18 protein-coding genes are annotated in these 16,462 nt (G+C 41.1%); 16 read left to right on the forward strand and 2 right to left on the reverse strand.

Annotated features, from left to right (window positions below):
* The first annotated feature begins 13 nt into the window (after positions 1-13).
* The 11 genes from NV379_RS12915 to NV379_RS12965 all read left to right on the forward strand — a co-directional run bounded on the left by NV379_RS12915 (position 14) and on the right by NV379_RS12965 (position 10,258).
* Complete coding sequence (locus tag NV379_RS12915) at positions 14-355, forward strand: DUF1806 family protein (protein WP_258207722.1); 342 nt, start codon at positions 14-16, stop codon at positions 353-355.
* On the forward strand, positions 342-1,052 hold the full coding sequence (locus NV379_RS12920) for a PIG-L family deacetylase (protein WP_258207723.1): 711 nt from the start codon (positions 342-344) through the stop codon (positions 1,050-1,052). Before NV379_RS12915 ends, NV379_RS12920 begins: the two co-directional genes overlap by 14 nt.
* A gap of 36 nt (positions 1,053-1,088) precedes the next feature.
* Positions 1,089-1,793: a purine-nucleoside phosphorylase gene (gene deoD, locus NV379_RS12925; protein ID WP_258207724.1), complete on the forward strand. Its 705-nt coding sequence runs from the start codon at positions 1,089-1,091 to the stop codon at positions 1,791-1,793.
* A 213-nt stretch (positions 1,794-2,006) separates the two neighbouring features.
* Positions 2,007-3,470 carry a glycine betaine uptake BCCT transporter gene (locus tag NV379_RS12930; protein ID WP_258207725.1) on the forward strand — a complete coding sequence of 488 codons (1,464 nt, stop codon included), beginning with the start codon at positions 2,007-2,009 and terminating at the stop codon, positions 3,468-3,470.
* Between the two features lie 104 nt (positions 3,471-3,574).
* Positions 3,575-3,868, forward strand: a complete 294-nt coding sequence (locus tag NV379_RS12935) for a hypothetical protein (RefSeq protein ID WP_258207726.1) — start codon at positions 3,575-3,577, stop codon at positions 3,866-3,868.
* A gap of 567 nt (positions 3,869-4,435) precedes the next feature.
* Entirely contained in the window at positions 4,436-4,636 is a 201-nt protein-coding gene (locus tag NV379_RS12940; protein ID WP_040951936.1) for a cold-shock protein, read from the forward strand.
* Positions 4,637-4,781: 145 nt separating this feature from the next.
* Positions 4,782-5,696, forward strand: coding sequence for a polyprenyl synthetase family protein (locus NV379_RS12945; RefSeq protein WP_258207727.1), 915 nt, complete (start codon positions 4,782-4,784; stop codon positions 5,694-5,696).
* A gap of 165 nt (positions 5,697-5,861) precedes the next feature.
* A complete protein-coding gene (comX, locus tag NV379_RS12950) occupies positions 5,862-6,038 on the forward strand; it encodes a competence pheromone ComX (protein ID WP_258207728.1) in 177 nt (58 codons plus the stop codon).
* A 33-nt stretch (positions 6,039-6,071) separates the two neighbouring features.
* Complete coding sequence (locus NV379_RS12955) at positions 6,072-8,426, forward strand: sensor histidine kinase (protein WP_258207729.1); 2,355 nt, start codon at positions 6,072-6,074, stop codon at positions 8,424-8,426.
* Positions 8,427-8,437: 11 nt separating this feature from the next.
* Positions 8,438-9,097 (forward strand): response regulator transcription factor, encoded by a 660-nt coding sequence (locus NV379_RS12960; RefSeq protein ID WP_258207730.1) that lies wholly within the window; start codon positions 8,438-8,440, stop codon positions 9,095-9,097.
* Positions 9,098-9,328: 231 nt separating this feature from the next.
* Positions 9,329-10,258, forward strand: a complete 930-nt coding sequence (locus tag NV379_RS12965) for a thiopeptide-type bacteriocin biosynthesis protein (protein WP_258207731.1) — start codon at positions 9,329-9,331, stop codon at positions 10,256-10,258.
* A gap of 48 nt (positions 10,259-10,306) precedes the next feature.
* Here NV379_RS12965 and NV379_RS12970 read toward each other — a convergent pair whose 3' ends face one another.
* Together NV379_RS12970 and NV379_RS12975 are read right to left on the reverse strand one after the other, a co-directional pair.
* Positions 10,307-10,951, reverse strand: coding sequence for a thiamine diphosphokinase (locus NV379_RS12970; RefSeq protein WP_258207732.1), 645 nt, complete (start codon positions 10,949-10,951; stop codon positions 10,307-10,309).
* 100 nt (positions 10,952-11,051) lie between these two features.
* Positions 11,052-11,291 carry a hypothetical protein gene (locus NV379_RS12975; protein WP_258207733.1) on the reverse strand — a complete coding sequence of 80 codons (240 nt, stop codon included), beginning with the start codon at positions 11,289-11,291 and terminating at the stop codon, positions 11,052-11,054.
* A 140-nt stretch (positions 11,292-11,431) separates the two neighbouring features.
* On the opposite strand from NV379_RS12975, the gene NV379_RS12980 reads away from it, so the two are divergent.
* From NV379_RS12980 to NV379_RS13000, 5 genes are all read left to right on the forward strand, one after another.
* A complete protein-coding gene (locus NV379_RS12980; protein ID WP_258207734.1) occupies positions 11,432-13,285 on the forward strand; it encodes an ATP-binding protein in 1,854 nt (617 codons plus the stop codon).
* Positions 13,286-13,314: 29 nt separating this feature from the next.
* Positions 13,315-14,136 carry a glycosyltransferase family 2 protein gene (locus NV379_RS12985; RefSeq protein WP_258207735.1) on the forward strand — a complete coding sequence of 274 codons (822 nt, stop codon included), beginning with the start codon at positions 13,315-13,317 and terminating at the stop codon, positions 14,134-14,136.
* Between the two features lie 5 nt (positions 14,137-14,141).
* Positions 14,142-14,807: an SGNH/GDSL hydrolase family protein gene (locus tag NV379_RS12990; RefSeq protein ID WP_258207736.1), complete on the forward strand. Its 666-nt coding sequence runs from the start codon at positions 14,142-14,144 to the stop codon at positions 14,805-14,807.
* A 109-nt stretch (positions 14,808-14,916) separates the two neighbouring features.
* On the forward strand, positions 14,917-15,756 hold the full coding sequence (locus tag NV379_RS12995; protein ID WP_258207737.1) for an ABC transporter ATP-binding protein: 840 nt from the start codon (positions 14,917-14,919) through the stop codon (positions 15,754-15,756).
* Positions 15,689-16,462 carry an ABC transporter permease gene (locus NV379_RS13000; RefSeq protein ID WP_258207738.1) on the forward strand — a complete coding sequence of 258 codons (774 nt, stop codon included), beginning with the start codon at positions 15,689-15,691 and terminating at the stop codon, positions 16,460-16,462. Before NV379_RS12995 ends, NV379_RS13000 begins: the two co-directional genes overlap by 68 nt.

Here is a 16,462-nt window from a genome sequence, read left to right on the forward strand (position 1 = left end):
AAGGAATGAACCCATGAAACCGATTCACAAACAAGCGGTAACTACAGCACTGCGCGCTTTTATTGGGCAGCAGGTGTATATTCATGCGGAGGCAATTCCAGGAGGATTTCTTCGTAATATTTCCGTGGAGGTAGAGCAAGCGATGATCGCGGGGGAAGGTCCTTATCGAGTTGCGATTCGCATTCCATATAACGGATGGATTCGCATGGAGAGCTTGACTCATTATATAAGCGAATCGGAAGAGAAGCTGCTGCTTGCTGGACATGACGAACAAGGGCGAATTACGACGGTGCTTGAGCTTAGTACAAGACCGTTCCATTTTAACAAAGGAGGGAGTGTCTATGACGGCTCGTAAAATCTTACTTGTACTAGCGCACCCTGATGATGAGTCATTCATCTGTGGAGGAACCCTTGCGAAGTATGCGAAGGAAGGCGTTGAAATATCGCTGGTTTGTGCAACGCGTGGTGAGATGGGCAGAAGAGTTGGGAACCCTCCAACGTTAAACAGAGAGACTATTGCCATTGCCAGAGAAGTAGAATTGAAAGAGGCTTGCAGTGTGCTGGGCATCAGCCGTCTGCAATTTCTTGATGTGCTCGATAAGACTGTTGAATTCGAAGATCCCTATGTGATGGAAGTGCGGATTGCTGCGATCATCGAAGATCTTAAACCGGATGTTGTACTCACTTTCCATGAGGTTCTTGGCGGTCATCCAGACCATTGTGCAATCGGTAAATTTTGCAAAGCAGGCTTCGAACGCATTGTGCGTCGCGGAAAACTCGACAAACCGATGCATTTGTATTATATTTCGTACGGAGACAGTATGAAGCAACCTGAGAAATATGGAATTGATCCAAGCCAAGTAACGGCAATTGATACGACTTCAGGTCGATATAATAAGCTACTTGCATTCCGTGCACACCGTTCCCAGTCTGAGATTATTGAATGGGTATGGAAGCCGGATAAGGAAGCGTTAGGGCATATTAGTCGGATGGAGTACTTTATTCATGGAGACAATACTCCTAAACCCCAGGACAGCTTGTTCTCTCATTAAAATTCACAAATTCTTTCTAACTATGGAGGTAGCACAATGAGCGTACATATCGGAGCAAAACCAGGAGATATCGCAGAATCCGTACTTTTACCAGGAGATCCCCTTCGTGCGAAATACATTGCGGAAACTTTCTTAGAAGATGTAACTTGCTATAACAATGTGCGTGGTATGCTTGGCTTTACAGGTACATACCAAGGCAAGCGTGTTTCTGTTCAAGGAACAGGCATGGGTATGCCATCCGCATCCATTTACATTCACGAGCTTATCAATAGCTATGGCGTTAAAAACTTAATTCGCGTAGGTACTTGTGGCGCAATCCAAAAAGACATTCGTGTTCGTGACGTGATCATTGCACAAGCGGCTTGCACGAACTCTTCTATGAACCGTAACGCATTCCCAGGCTATGACTTTGCTGCAATTGCTGACTTTGATTTGATGCGCAGAGCGTATGATGCATCCGTTGCTAAAGGACTAAACATCCGTGTAGGTAACGTTCTTTCTTCTGATGTATTCTACAATGATGACAAAGAAATCGTAGCGAAACTTGCAAATCACGGCGTATATGCAGTTGAGATGGAAGCTGCTGCGCTTTACACGATTGCGGCTCGTTTCGGTGTAAATGCACTTACGATTCTTACAGTAAGTGACCACATCATTACAGGTGAAGAAACAACTTCTGAAGAAAGACAAACGACGTTCAACGAAATGATCGAAGTTGCCTTGAACACAGTTGTGAAGTAATCGTTTTTATGAAAATAAGAATAAAAATAGAACCCTTATGAGCCTTTGACTCGTAAGGGTTTTCTTGTTTGAAATCGAGTTTAGAAAATTCTAACTCCAACCTATTTTGTAATTATGTGGTATAATGAGCAACTTCTACACAGGATAATGTTAGGAAGGTTGGCAACAATAACGTTATATGACCTAATTCAACATGAGAGGAGACATACAAAAATGGTATTTTACATATCTGTTGTCATTGTACTTGCCTTCGTTGTTTGGGGGATTGTATCCCCAGATGTTTTGGCGGATAAAGCCAATGATGTTTTGGCGATTACGACTACAAATTTCGGATGGTTTTATTTACTTAGTACTTTTGTAATGTTAATTTTCGTCTTTTATTTGGCATTTAGTAAATATGGTAACATTCGACTAGGGAAGGACGAAGATCGTCCTAAATTCTCGAATTTAAGTTGGTTCTCGATGTTGTTTAGCGCTGGAATGGGGATTGGGCTTGTTTTCTGGGGAGTAGCCGAGCCGATGTCCCATTATTTATCTCCGCCGATGGGAGCAGATCCAGAATCACCTGAAGCTGCAAGACTTGCCATGCAATACTCATTCTTCCACTGGGGATTACACCCATGGGCGATATATGCATTAATTGGACTTAGTTTAGCGTATTTTCAATTTAGAAAAGGACGCAAAGGCCTCATTAGTCAAACTTTCTATCCGATTTTGAAAGAGCGTGTGAACGGCCCAATTGGTAAAACAATCGATGTCCTTGCGATTATTGCAACTACGTTTGGGGTAGCGACCTCACTAGGACTAGGCACACTACAAATTAATGGTGGTCTAGCGCATATCATCAATGTTCCGTTTAGCATTACGTCGCAGATTATCATTATAGTTGTGGTTACATTCTTATATATGCTCTCTGCGTTAACTGGACTTGATAAAGGCATTAAGATTCTAAGCAATGTGAACTTGCTATTTGTACTTGGGTTATTGATTCTTACGTTACTATTTGGTCCTACGATTTTTATATTAGATACATTCACATTAACACTAGGTCGTTACTTGCAAAATTTAGTTCAGATGAGTCTAAGTTTAACTCCGTTCTCTCAAGGGTCGTGGGTAAGTAGTTGGACACTGTTTTACTGGGCATGGTGGATTTCTTGGGGACCGTTCGTCGGAATGTTCATCGCTCGGATTTCCAAAGGACGAACCATTCGTGAATTTATATTAGGGGTGCTCGTCATTCCAAGTTCATTCAGCTTTTTGTGGTTCTCCGTATTTGGTGGTACGGCCATGCACTTAGAGATGTTCAAGAATGTCCGAATTGCAGAAGCCGTGAAGAATGATATGACTGTTGCTCTCTTCGTGACATTAGAACAGTTGCCACTCGGTTATATCCTAGCGATTATTGCAACGATTCTTATCATTACATTCTTTATTACATCTGCTGATTCAGCGACATTCGTACTCGGGATGCTATCGAGTAAAGGGAGCTTGAATCCATCAAGTCGAGTGAAGTTAATTTGGGGTATACTGCAATCTTCGATAGCAATTGTGCTCTTATTAAGTCAAGGTCTACAGGCGCTTCAGACCGCTTCGATCGTCTCAGCTCTACCTTTTGCCATCATTATGATCTTTATGGGGATCTCGCTCTTGAAGTCACTTCAAGCTGAGCTTGATTAGCTCAAGACCTAACAGTGAATTGTTTCTTGATTCCTGTTCCTGATCCGATCCATCCAACATAGGATATAGGAGCCTAATGACGAAGATCAAGGAGCGACTTATCAATGTGTAGATGCAGTGAGAAGAAAGAGATGTATCCGTATGAGCAGACATCAATGATGGGACACCAACAGACGATGTATCCACCAATGGGGTATAGCGTTGTAGATCCGCGGATATTGATCCCGCACGTTAAACAGATGGTGGATAGTGGGCAGCAGGATGCTGCGATGAGAAGTAAACGATATACCACGACAGAGGTTGCCCTAATTTCTTATTTAATGGGGATGGGGATTGATCCAGGTAACGCGCAGTATTTGGTTGAATCTTGGCAAGTTAACTATATATATCCAGAATGACGATAATTAAGAGCGTAGGTGGCATCGAATCCTGCGCTCTTTGTTTTTTTCCATTTATTGAGTGAACCTGTAAGTTATGAAAACGTTTTATTTTTTACTGAAAAAAGAAGTAGGAGGTCCCAGTTTAGGGTGAATAGAAAGCAATTTTTCTGAAAATAACATTCGATTTTTTTGGTAAGAATAACTAATAATTGAATAATATTCTTAGTGGCTTAGAGGGGGTTGTAAAATTATTATAAAACGTGGAAACCCTTTTGTCGTAAGGGATTGACGCTATATGTAACGTTACATGTATGGAAGATTTAAATGAGATCAGAATGATAGTACGTTGTTTTTTTAAGAAACGTGAATTTTCGGAACTTCTTTTTTGCAAGCGCTAAATCAGCCCTTGCCTACTATTGCTTTTTATAAAATTACATGGTATCATGAATCCATCCTGAGTGTTTAGGAAATCTCCTATTCTAAAGGGCATCTTTTGGACAAAACGGTACCTTTTGGAATATGTGATACTTTATTTACTCAGTAAATAGGATTAACATGTTAAAAACAATTATTGGAGGTTTTACAATGCAAACAGGCACAGTAAAATGGTTTAACGCAGAAAAAGGTTTTGGTTTTATCGAAGTTGAAGGTGGCAACGATGTATTCGTTCACTTCTCCGCTATCGTAGGCGACGGTTTCAAATCTTTGGACGAAGGCCAACGCGTTGAGTTCAACGTTGTTCAAGGCAACCGCGGACCACAAGCTGAGAACGTTGTAAAGCTGTAATTTATAATTAATTAAATTACGCATCGCACGCATAAAATGCAGTCTCCTTCTTCGGAAGGGGCTGCATTTTTTGTTTTGTCCACTTGGAAGATTCTATGAGTTGTTTATGGTAAAATTATTCATATCATTGATGAGGATGTGTGGTATGACTCTAATTCACCCGCTAGAGAAGACGATGCACGCGGCAGTAGAGCGCTATTTTACAGTAAATGAACTGCGGTGCTTGGCGACGGAGTTTATTTCCTTTAAGATCACGGAAACAACGGTATTTAGTGAACTGACAAGGTTGCACTACGCTATGTTCGGTGGGGCATCACCTGAGATTGAACAAGCGGCGGCAGCCGTTGATATGATGATCCTAGCGCTTGATATTTACGATGATGTACAGGATCAAGATAATGATACGGTTCCTTGGGCGCATATACCCCCAGCTATTGCGCTGAATGTAGCAATCGGTATGCAGGCTTTGAGTATCGCTATGCTACAAGATTGCGCGTTTCCTGCGCAGGCTAGAGAGCGTGCTGTCTATTATTTAAACCTAGGGATCTTAAAAGCCGTTAATGGTCAACAAGTCGATCTACAAGATCAGGTAACAACAGAAGAGGACTGTATCGCAATGATTCGAGGTAAATCTGGTGCATTAGCCGCTTGTGCTTGCCTAGTAGGGACTGCGCTTGCAACGGACCAACATCATGACCTTGTAGCTGAATACGGCAGTGGGCTTGGGATTGTTGCTCAAATGCGTAATGATATGAAGGGAATCACCCGTTGGGACGTACGTAACGATTTGTTGCAACGTAAGAAGACTTTACCGATTCTCTATGTATTGGAACAAGACCATGAGCTTGCACAATTGATTCGGGAGTACTATGAACATCAGCGTGAGAAAGAAGATATCTATACATATAAAGTAGAAATTCTGGATCTCGTACATGCCTCAGGTGCGATGGATTATGCGGAGGTCCTAGTTCGTTTGCAGCAATTTGAGGCACGGGCTATCATCGACAATTTGCCGATTCTTGACGAATGGAAGGGACGTTTGTACCCCTACTTCATGTAGAATCCGCAACTTTAGTATCACATTTTGCGGTATTTCGTTGCGGTCACGCAAAAATGTTTGCGGTTTTTCGCAGTATGGTTAGCGAGGCGAGTCCTATTTATGTGTGTTATATTGGTTTTGTAAGGAAAAACAATCAAACATTATGAAAGAGTAGGTGGCTCGAGCATGTTGAAAAATGTTATGAATTACTTAGTAGGCAACCAAGATGTAGCAAAATTAGTTGTGAATGGTCAAGCATGTTTGGTTGGTGTATCTGCTAGTCAACACCGAGCAATCGTTGAAGTAATCGGAAACAAAGAAAATCAAAAAGTGGAGCCAATTAAAACATATTGGGGTTGGTAATATCCACTTTACTACCAATACCAGGAGATATTAATGACCCAACTTAGAAAATACAGTATTTCAGTTACTCTACTTTTATTATTTACATTATATATTGCTGTACAATTAGTCTATTCGCAAATGCAGTCCCTGTATATTGGATTGGATGTTAAACAGGGTCAAGCTGGAGAATGGAAAATTATTAATGTTGATCGACAGGCTTGGGGGAGTAAGAATGGCATTGAAGTAGGAGACGTTCTATATTTAATCGATGGAGAAGATCCTAACCTACATTCCTCTCTTAAGTATAATTCTGTAGAGCAAATTGATAATCTTGAAGTAGTACGTAACGGTGAGCATATTAAATTCACTGTTCCTGTGGGTACACATTCTCCAATTACTCTGGATCAAACTGTTTTACCAGCCACATTATTTGTTTTATTGTTTATTTTCTCCTTCATTCTTTATTATAAAAAGCGTGAAGATCACGCATCGAAGATGTTAATTTTATTCTTTTTATCTATCGCGCTTGCTTATTTAGCAGCAGGTGCAGCTGGTAGGAGAATTATATATGCCCAGATGATTGTTAGTATATGCTTAAGTTTATCTCCTGTTTTCTTTATGCATTTCCTCTATAGTTATTTTAAAGAATATAGGGTGGAAATGCTAAAGCCGAAGTTGCTTGTATTTTTCTATAGTGTTAATACAGTGATATTCGCACTTACATTACTGGTAAACTATACGGATATTAATATTGGTGTATCAAATGTCGTTTTCAGTAGAGTTCCATTAATTGCTTTTTCAATTGGAAATATTGTTGCGATTTATATCTTGGTAGCGAGATATGTTAAATATCGTGGTACGATTTATCGTCCGTTATTCAAATATTTAGTAGTCGGTAATGCGGTTTCTTTCTTTCCATTCATCGTTCTGTATGTATTACCAAAAATGTTGTTTGGAATTCAAATTATACCCGCTAACGTAGCAGCCATGTGTCTGCTTTTTTTGCCAGTTGTGTATGTATATTTGATCATTTCGAATCGTCTATTAGATATTGATTTTATTATTGGACGATTACGTTATTATAGTTTCTTAGCCATTATCCCGGCATTACTAATTGTTATTGGTGTGAAGCTTGTTCAAACACACAATAACTATGTGTTGCTACAGTGGGTACAATCATTTCTTCTTGTCTACTTAGGCATTATCATGCTGTTGTATTTTAAAGAGTCACTAGATTTTAAGTTATCTGGTTTTTTGTTTAAGGAAAAAAGAAATTTCCAAGCAAGTTTGAACCAATTCTCGCAGCAAATTTCTAAAATTATGCGAGCATCAGATTTAGAAGAAAGACTTATTAAAGAAGTACTGCAAGTGATGCCTACCAAATCTGTTGCGATTATTGAACAGAATATGCTAGACAAATCACTTACTTTGCGGCGTGTTGTTGGTAGTGCGCCAAGTCCGCAGATTTTGGAAGAATTACAGAAAGATCCGCACCATTATGAAGTAGGTGAAGTGATTCGAGTAAGCACTGGCATCTGCTGCATCATTGGTCGAAGACAAGACTCTCATTATATGATGTGGATGGACAGTAAAGAAAACCGAATGGGCTATAACGTTGATGAGATGTTATGGATGAAGACGGTATCCAACTATGTCAGTATTGTATATGAGAATTTAGAGTTAATAGAAGGTATTATCTCCAATATTGAAACGGATAACAGTAAGAAAACACCATCTTGGATTGTTCGTTTGTTGTTCCGTCTATCAGAACAAGAGCGTAGAAGATTAGCTTCCGATTTACATGACTCTGCTTTGCAGGATCAACTGTTGTGGTATCGGAAATTTGAAGCGCTCTTAGACGAATCGGATACACCTCCTGAAATGCGAGAGCGAATGGTTGAAATTAAAGAAGGTTTACTGGATGTCATTCATCAGATCCGTGAAACATGCAACGAACTTCGACCACCTTTCTTAAAAGAAATTGGGGTTGTAGAAGCAGTTGATAACTTGTGTAGTTATGCGCAGCTCAATGCGAACTATGTGGTTGATTTTGACCATAAAGGCTTTGATCTTGAGCTGGATGATGAGTATGTGCTTATCTTGTATCGCATTACACAAGAATTGTTAAGAAATACGATGAAGCATGCTAGAGCGACTAAAGTAGAACTGCATTTACATCATGATGACGAAACAATTACTTATGTATACCGAGATAATGGTATAGGGATGGATTTGAGCCAACTTCAATCGTCATTTAAACACATGGGATTATCCGGCGTTCGTGAGCGAATTGCAGGGTTAGAAGGAACAACATCGTTCCATTCGTCCTTTGGGGAAGGGTTTGAAGTACGGGTAAGCATTCCTTATCAGCGTAATTTATCGTCAATCGAAAGTAATATTGGATAGGGGGGCTTTTCGTGATTAATATTTTGCTCGTAGATGATCATCCATCTGTAGTTGAAGGTACAAAGAATATGATTGAAAAAGAACAGGATCTTAAAGTTTCAGTCGTGTTCTCTGGGATGGAAGCCCTTGAAATTATTAAAACTCAGAAGTTCGATATTATGTTATTTGACCTAAATATGCCGGTCATTAGCGGTCTTGAACTTACGAAGCGTGTAATGGCAATTGATTCCGATACAATTGTATTGATTTATACAGGTTTTGATATTTCATCGCATTTCAATATCCTCGTAGAAGCTGGGGTTTCTGGCTTTATTTCCAAAGCGGCTTCTCGTGAGCAACTTGTCATGGGTATTCGCTGTGCACTACGTGGGGATGCGATTATTCCGTCCGTACTATTGAAACAACTTCGACGTAACGAAGTTCGTTTGACTCGAGCAGAAGGTCCTCGTCTTGAAGAGGTATCGATTAACGAGAAAGAACAAGCAATTTTGCAAGAAGTTGCACGAGGTAAGAGCAACAAAGAAATTGCTGCTAACTTATATTCAAGTCAGCGTACGGTTGAGTATAACTTGACTCGTATATTTGAAAAACTAGGTGTCAGATCCCGCTCCGAAGCAATTATGGAAGGTAGACGCTTAGGACTCATTCACGAAAAAGAGTTTGCTCTATAATTTACAAAGCTTAAGGAAGAAACTTAGCTGCTTGATCTGCTAAGTTTTTTTTGTTGGAATTGCGGTAGGTCGAAAGTCGGATTGCGGTGGTTTGCGGTAATGGGTGTTTTTCCCTTTCGGTCACCGCAATAAAATGTCGCTTTTTTAGGGTCGGTTTTCGGTGAAAAGGAGTGTGAGATGGTTTACGATGTAATTAACGAAAAGTTAGTGAATAGCGAGGGGGCATTGATGATGATAAATGGCAAAACAAGAGATTGGTTAACATTGCATATATTCTGCCACCAGCACGATCAGCAAGAAGCATTGCTTAATCAAGCTTTATTTCCAGCCATTCATGAGCTAAAAGAACTAGGCCATTGTACAGAATGGTTTTATATAAGATATTGGGAAGGTGGCCCGCATACACGTATCCGCTTCTTAAATCCGAATCCTGAAGTGGAAACGACGATTCGCCAAGTAGCAGAACAATTTATGCGTGCAACATTTCCGCCAAGAGACGCAAAGAAACCATTGTGGAATGAGAAGACAGAGATTATTACACTTCCGTATGAGCCTGAATACATGCGTTATGGCGGTAAAGCGGCTATGGAAATCAGTGAAAAGCTGTTTCATCAATCGAGTGAGATGACCGTCCATGTATTGAGTGAGACAGTCGGTAATTTTGAAAAACGAATTATTATGGCGTTTGACCTCATGGTGATTACAGCGCTTTGTATGGCTGTTGAGCCGGAACGTATTAGTGAGTATTTTGGTCAATATGCCTTGTTCTGGGGAGAGTTTATTGAGTCCAAAGAGGAGCTAGAGAAGCGGAAGAATTTAGCGCTTCAACATAAAGAAACGTTGGAATCTCGTATACATACACTCATTACGCTTGCGGAAGAGCCTTCGAAATCATCCTTTTATCAAAAATGGGTGGGTCAGTTGTACGAGGCGCGCAGCAGCTTAGAGGAACTTGCGAAGCAAGGGAAGTTACTTGACCCGCAACTCGGTGAGACATTCATCGATCGCAAAATGTTTATTAAGACGATTTCATCGATTGCGTTCTCACACATTCATATGACGAATAATCGATTGGGCATTATCCCGGGTTATGAGTATTACTTAGGAACGATGATTCAATCAATCGCGAAGGAAGGGCGTTATGCCCGAATGTCGAGTTAAATGAAATGAAGCTGATCTAGTTATGAACTGGATCAGCTTTTCTTGTTTTTAATCTCGACTTTGGATGACGAGAAGCAGTCCACTTGCAATCTCGATGGTGCCTGTTGGTTCAAGCAAGACATTGGAGATGCCTAAGCTTTGTCCAATTTGAAGCGTAGCGTTATGTAAGGGGTATTGGAAACCCTTTAGATTAATTCCTGTCACTTCTATTGATAAAGGCAGAAGTGAGACTTGGGTGTAGTCCCCTTTTGCAATTGAAACCTGCTCGTCAATTAGTCTAATTTCATTATGGGCGTCAATCATAACGCAAGGAGTTCCGTGGGTTAAAGCATTGCGCAGTAAGTGAATATTGGCTAAGGAATGATCGAATCTGGTACCAAGTGTGCCGAGCATTACGATAGAAGCAGGGCATTGTTCTAAAGCCCAATTGAGCGCCAGTTCAGTATCGGTATAGTCTTTATCTATGGGATCGCAGTCCATGAATTGTTTGCTTTGTTCACGAATAAGCTGCAGCTCCTCAGGCGCAACAGAATCAAAGTCACCTAGCGCTAGATCTGGTTTAAGTCCATGCTCTATGAGGAAGAATGCACCGCGATCTGCTCCTACAAGGATATCATCAGGCCGAATCAAATCCAGTAGCCAATTGCCAAGTTGTCCACCACTGACGATTACAATACGTCTGTCTAATGTCATGTTAATCTCCTTACAACGAATTTAATCCTACATTCAACTATACCATAAGCCTAGTTTAGGCAAAATAAAACCGAGCTCATCGTGAACTCGGTAGTTGCACTTATTTATCTCCGCGATCAACATGTCCGCGAGTTGGTGTGTTGTCTTTTCCTTGATGGTCAATTTCGCCTTCCTGTAATGAGAAGCCTTTAAGTTCCCATGTTGTTGCTCCAAGTACTAGATCAGCAGGGAAGTCGTCGCCCCGCTTTAGTGTGACTTCATGACCGTCTTCATCTGCATATATGCCATCGACTGATACTTTTTCATGAGACATTGGGTCCATTTCTTTGTTATTCGCCACGCAAATATCCTCCTTAGCACCTACATTCTGTACATCTTAAATTAATATTTCCGATACTTCTCCGTTTTATGAGAAGGGTATTGCTTACTAGATGTAGAAAATTGTATAATGCTGCAACTCTATGTCGAAGTGAGGATAATATGAAGATTTTCACAAAGTTTGCGTTCCTTATTTTATTCCTTTCTATACTTGCCATGGATATTGGATTAAATATCGCACCATTTACCTATTCGGATGTAGAACCCGTAACACTAAAGAACTGGGCCTATCGATGGGAGGAGGCACCTAAAGAAGGAACTGGAAGGCCAGCATGGTTCACAAGTACGAAAATACCGAATGATGAGAACTGGCATCCGATTGTACTACCTAAAAATCCAGAAGATCGAAAAAACCAAAATGAACTATGGCTTAGGACTAAGATACCAGATATGACGTGGCGAGATATGAGCTTGTCTATTCAAATATATGAGCATTATGAGATCTACACGACAAAAGGAAAGTTCTATTCTTATGGGTCGATGGACCCGACGAAACGCTTGGATTATCCGGGCACACCACAGCGGATAATTTCACTTCCAATTGATAGTGCAGGAGACGATTTGTATATTCGTGTTTTCTCTGCATCGAGTAATATTGGAATCATCGGTCAAGCTCAAATTGGTTCTAAAGCAGACTTTTACTTGCGTACTTTCCGAAAAGATATCGATAAGCTTGTCCTAGGTTCGTTCTATGTATTAACAGCAGTCGTGTTCTTGTATGCTTATGTACATTTTCGAAAGCAAAAATTGTTCGGATCCTTTACGTTCTTTTCCTTATTTTTCGGTATATATGCGATATGTCGTACCTCGACTGTGTATTATCTTTATGATGTACCGATTCTTTGGACCTATATTGAACTGATTTCCTTATACTTAGGGGTCGCAGGTATTACGATGTTGATTGAGCAAATCTTTATTACTCGCTCTATTCGACTCATTCGTGTGCTATGGCAATTCCATTTGGTATATGCGGCTATCTCATTCCTTCTCATTGTCACACATTTCGTAACCATTCCACAGTCTTTGGCTGCTTATCAAGTTGTGATTGTATTGACAATGATGCTGCTCTTGCATCGAATCTATTTAGAGACGAGGCGCGGCACAGAAGGAGCAAGGGCGTTATTAACAGGAAGTATGATCGTATGTACGACAGGTATACTTGATATTATGCAAAATGTATGGAAATGGATGGATATGGTTCCGCCGTTAACTACATTCGGGTTATTCGTGTTTATTTGTATGCTGCTCGTTCAAATCATTAAGCGTCTAATGGAGCTTATGGTATATGCACAAAGTTCGAAGCGATTAACGGTGGTCTCTCAGCTTGCGGCTGGTGTTGCCCATGAAATCCGTAATCCAATTGCGGTTATATCTGGATTTGTTCAATTGATGCAGAAGAAACCCGATCAGACACAATATTTGGATCTTATATCCACAGAAGTAAAGAGAATTAATGATATAGTAAGTGATTTTTTATTCTTCGCGAAACCGATACATACGCAGATGGTTGAAAAATATGTTCCCGAAATTGTAGAGCAGACACTTGCACTGTTTCGAGACAGTATGCAGGAGAAAGGAATAGAAATCAGGACGATTTCGGATAGTCGAATCACGAGTAATTTCTGTGAACCGAATCAACTGAAGCAAGTCTTCATCAATGTAATTAAAAATGCAATGGAATCGATGCCAAGTGGGGGATTATTAACGATAACGATGAAAGTGAATAAAAGTAACTTGCGAATACGAATTATCGATCAAGGTGTAGGTATTGCACCAGAGGAGATGCAGCGTATTGGTGAGCCTTTCTTCACGACAAAAGAAACAGGCACTGGGCTTGGACTTATGGTATGTGCCAAAATTATAGAATACCATGGCGGGAAATTGGAAATTCGTAGTAAACTAAATAAAGGGACAACAGTCGAAATCATACTTCCTATGGAAAATCCCATGAATTGATACATTGGATGGGGAAGTGATGCAGATTGATGGAACATCCTCTAATCAGTATAGTCATACCGACGTTTAATCGTCAGCGCGAATTGGGTGAGCTTCTTGAGTCGATTGTCAGACAACGCTACACACCGCTCGAAGTGATTATCGTAAATGATTGTGGGGATTCAATTGAGTGGGTCAATAGCTTGTATCCAGAGCTTCATATTCAGATTATGAATATGGATCATAATGTGCAGCATGTACGCGCGAGAAATGAGGGTGTGCTGCTTGCACAAGGTGAATACATCTTGTTATGTGATGATGATGATTTACTGACGGATGGACATATTGATCGAATGTTGAAAGCTCTGGAGGGCGGATATGATCTGGCTTATTCAGATGTTGAAATTGTTCATTATGTGCAAGGGAAGAAGGCAAGAATGCCCGTTACACGGCAACTATTTGCCTATGATGATAACCTGACAGCCATGCGTCAATTCTCAACTTTTGTTCCATCTGGTTGTCTTTATCGTAAAGCGATTCACCAAGAGATTGGTGGGTTTGATGCGGCGGTATATCACTATTGGGATTGGGATTTCTATCTGCGGGTAGCCGCTAAATTTAGTGTGGTTCGTGTACCTGTTGCAAGTGTGCTGTACGCTTTTCAGCAAGGGGGAGATAACTTGTCCGATCAGCTTGATCACATGCGTCCTTATCTGAACTTGCTGTCACAGAAACATGATCTTGGGTTCTTACCCACGAAAAACTTTTTCCTACTATTAGAAGAGCCAGCAGTGAAATGTCGGAGAGTTTCATCCACACTTGTTTGGAATGGGTTGCCTTATGAATCTCGTCTTACAACAATGGGGGAGTGAAAAGTATGCATATCATCGGATTTGGTGACAGTATTACGTCAGGTGTATATTTAGCAGAGGAAGACACGTATTTGTATAAGCTCAAGCAGCAGTTTGGCGGTACAACTACTAATGCAGGGGTACCTGGGAACAACACGAATCAAGGATTAGCTCGAATTCAGACGGATGTCATTTCGCATCAGCCTGATATTACAATTATCGCATTCGGCATGAATGATCATTATGCAACTGCGGTGGATACACATCTCGTGGATCCAAGCACGTATAAGAGTAATTTAACCGAGATGGTCAATCAATTACGTGCTCATGCATGTACACCTATTCTGTGTACGATATCACCGATTATTGTTGGTGATGCTTCACAGTACTATTACAATCGACATCCAGAGGCTTGGTATCAGCATCCACTTGGCGCACAAGCTTGGATTGATGCCTATAGTGGGATTGTCCGAGAGGTTGCAGCAGAGCTCAATGTCGTACTTGCTGATATCGCCGAGCACTTTGCAAACGCATTGGCAGATGGAGAGACGTTGACGGGTCCTCAAGGACTGATTCGAAACCTGGATAATGCAGGGACAGATGATGGTGTTCACCCGACTGCAAAGGGAAATGACTTGTATGCAGAGTGCATTGCGGTGCAAATCAATCAAATATTAGCGGATAAATGTTAATCATCGCTTCGGCGGTGATTTTTTTTGTTGACAATTTCTATAATTCCGATAAAATAAGTTGGTATAATATATTGGTAAATTTTCGGTTGTTCATAAAGGGGAGATCGGTATGATCCGAATTCGTAATGTAAATAAATCGTTTATACAGCGCGATGGTACGCCTTTTACTGCAATTGACCATGTATCGCTTGATATTGCTAAAGGGGAGTTCGTATCACTGCTAGGTCCATCTGGTTGTGGAAAGTCCACGATCCTGAACTTAGTAGCGGGACTGGAGCCTTATGAAGAAGGCGAGATTGAAGTGAATGGAAGTCCAGTAACAGGTCCTGGACCAGATCGTGTCGTTGTTTTTCAAGAACATGCTTTATTTCCATGGCTGACGGTGCAAGAGAATGTTGCATTCGGACTCAAGCAGAAGGGCATCGGAAAGAAAGAGCGCAACGAAATTGCAATGGAGCATATGCGAACGGTACACCTGAGTAAATTTGCGGATCGTTATCCGCATGAATTATCTGGTGGAATGAAGCAGCGTGCAGCCATTGCAAGAGCACTTGCCATGGATCCTGATATTCTGCTAATGGATGAACCGTTTGCGGCACTCGATGAGCAGACACGTATTATTTTACATAAAGAGCTAGAGCAAATATGGCTGCAAACACAGAAGACGATTTTGTTTATTACACACAACATTCGTGAGGCTGTAACGTTATCGGATCGAGTCGTTGTGATGTCAACAAGACCGGGGAAGATCAAGAAGGAATTTGCTGTACAGGCGGCTAGACCGCGCAATCAGAAGGATACTGTCCTCCATCATGTGGAGAATGCGATTCTGGAGACGTTACGAGACGAACTGGAGAAAGTCGTGAGGGAGGAAACAGGGGATGAGTATAGCATTAAGACGGGGGATCTTTCTAGTCATTCTGCTGATAGCGTGGGAGGCGGCATATAGGCTAATTGGATGGGAAAGTTGGAAGTTTCCATCGTTATTCCAGACGTTTGAGGCGTTCTATCTAGGGTTTACCGAAGGGCAGATGCTGGAGGCAACGATATCTTCAGTACGACGATTAGTGATTGCTTTCGTGATTTCGTTATCCGTTGGAACACTGCTTGGTATTCTTTTTGCGAGATATCGGTTTCTGGATGATACGATTGGGTTCTTGGTTGTAGCGCTTCAGACTGTACCGAGTATTGCTTGGTTACCCTTTGCGATGATCTGGTTCGGATTTAACGATGTATCCGTTATTTTCATCACAGCACTGGGTGCAACTTGGACAATGGCGCTATCGGCACGAACAGGGATTAAGAATATCCCGCCGATCTATATCAAGGCTGCACAGACGATGGGCACAGGCAATGGATTCAGATTGTTCTATCAAATCTACGTGCCTGCAGCATTCCCACATCTGATGAACGGTGTTCGCGTGGCCTGGGCATTCGCATGGCGTGCACTTGTGGCAGGTGAGCTTATTGCTAAGGGTGTAGGCTTAGGGCAATTGCTTCAGGATGGTAAAGGACTAGGGGATACTGCACTTATGTTATGTATTGTCATTATTATTGCGGTTATTGGTACAATTTCGGACCATTTCTGCTTCAAGCGTTTGGAAGAGAAGTTACTCATTCGTTACGGGCTTGTGTCCGTGTCTAATAAATCATAA

It is taken from the genome of Paenibacillus radicibacter, assembly GCF_024721995.1.
In the GTDB taxonomy this organism is placed as follows: Bacteria; Bacillota; Bacilli; order Paenibacillales; family NBRC-103111; genus Paenibacillus_AM; species Paenibacillus_AM radicibacter.

Coding starts and splice junctions, on each gene's coding strand:
- NV379_RS12965 (WP_258207731.1), top strand. CDS start 9,329: ATGATAAATGGCAAAACAAGAGATTGGTTAACATTGCATATATTCTGC.
- NV379_RS12985 (WP_258207735.1), top strand. CDS start 13,315: ATGGAACATCCTCTAATCAGTATAGTCATACCGACGTTTAATCGTCAG.
- deoD (WP_258207724.1), top strand. CDS start 1,089: ATGAGCGTACATATCGGAGCAAAACCAGGAGATATCGCAGAATCCGTA.
- comX (WP_258207728.1), top strand. CDS start 5,862: ATGTTGAAAAATGTTATGAATTACTTAGTAGGCAACCAAGATGTAGCA.
- NV379_RS12990 (WP_258207736.1), top strand. CDS start 14,142: ATGCATATCATCGGATTTGGTGACAGTATTACGTCAGGTGTATATTTA.
- NV379_RS12995 (WP_258207737.1), top strand. CDS start 14,917: ATGATCCGAATTCGTAATGTAAATAAATCGTTTATACAGCGCGATGGT.
- NV379_RS12980 (WP_258207734.1), top strand. CDS start 11,432: ATGAAGATTTTCACAAAGTTTGCGTTCCTTATTTTATTCCTTTCTATA.
- NV379_RS12970 (WP_258207732.1), bottom strand. CDS start 10,951: ATGACATTAGACAGACGTATTGTAATCGTCAGTGGTGGACAACTTGGC.
- NV379_RS12940 (WP_040951936.1), top strand. CDS start 4,436: ATGCAAACAGGCACAGTAAAATGGTTTAACGCAGAAAAAGGTTTTGGT.
- NV379_RS12930 (WP_258207725.1), top strand. CDS start 2,007: ATGGTATTTTACATATCTGTTGTCATTGTACTTGCCTTCGTTGTTTGG.
- NV379_RS12920 (WP_258207723.1), top strand. CDS start 342: ATGACGGCTCGTAAAATCTTACTTGTACTAGCGCACCCTGATGATGAG.
- NV379_RS12935 (WP_258207726.1), top strand. CDS start 3,575: ATGTGTAGATGCAGTGAGAAGAAAGAGATGTATCCGTATGAGCAGACA.
- NV379_RS12955 (WP_258207729.1), top strand. CDS start 6,072: ATGACCCAACTTAGAAAATACAGTATTTCAGTTACTCTACTTTTATTA.
- NV379_RS12915 (WP_258207722.1), top strand. CDS start 14: ATGAAACCGATTCACAAACAAGCGGTAACTACAGCACTGCGCGCTTTT.
- NV379_RS12945 (WP_258207727.1), top strand. CDS start 4,782: ATGACTCTAATTCACCCGCTAGAGAAGACGATGCACGCGGCAGTAGAG.
- NV379_RS13000 (WP_258207738.1), top strand. CDS start 15,689: ATGAGTATAGCATTAAGACGGGGGATCTTTCTAGTCATTCTGCTGATA.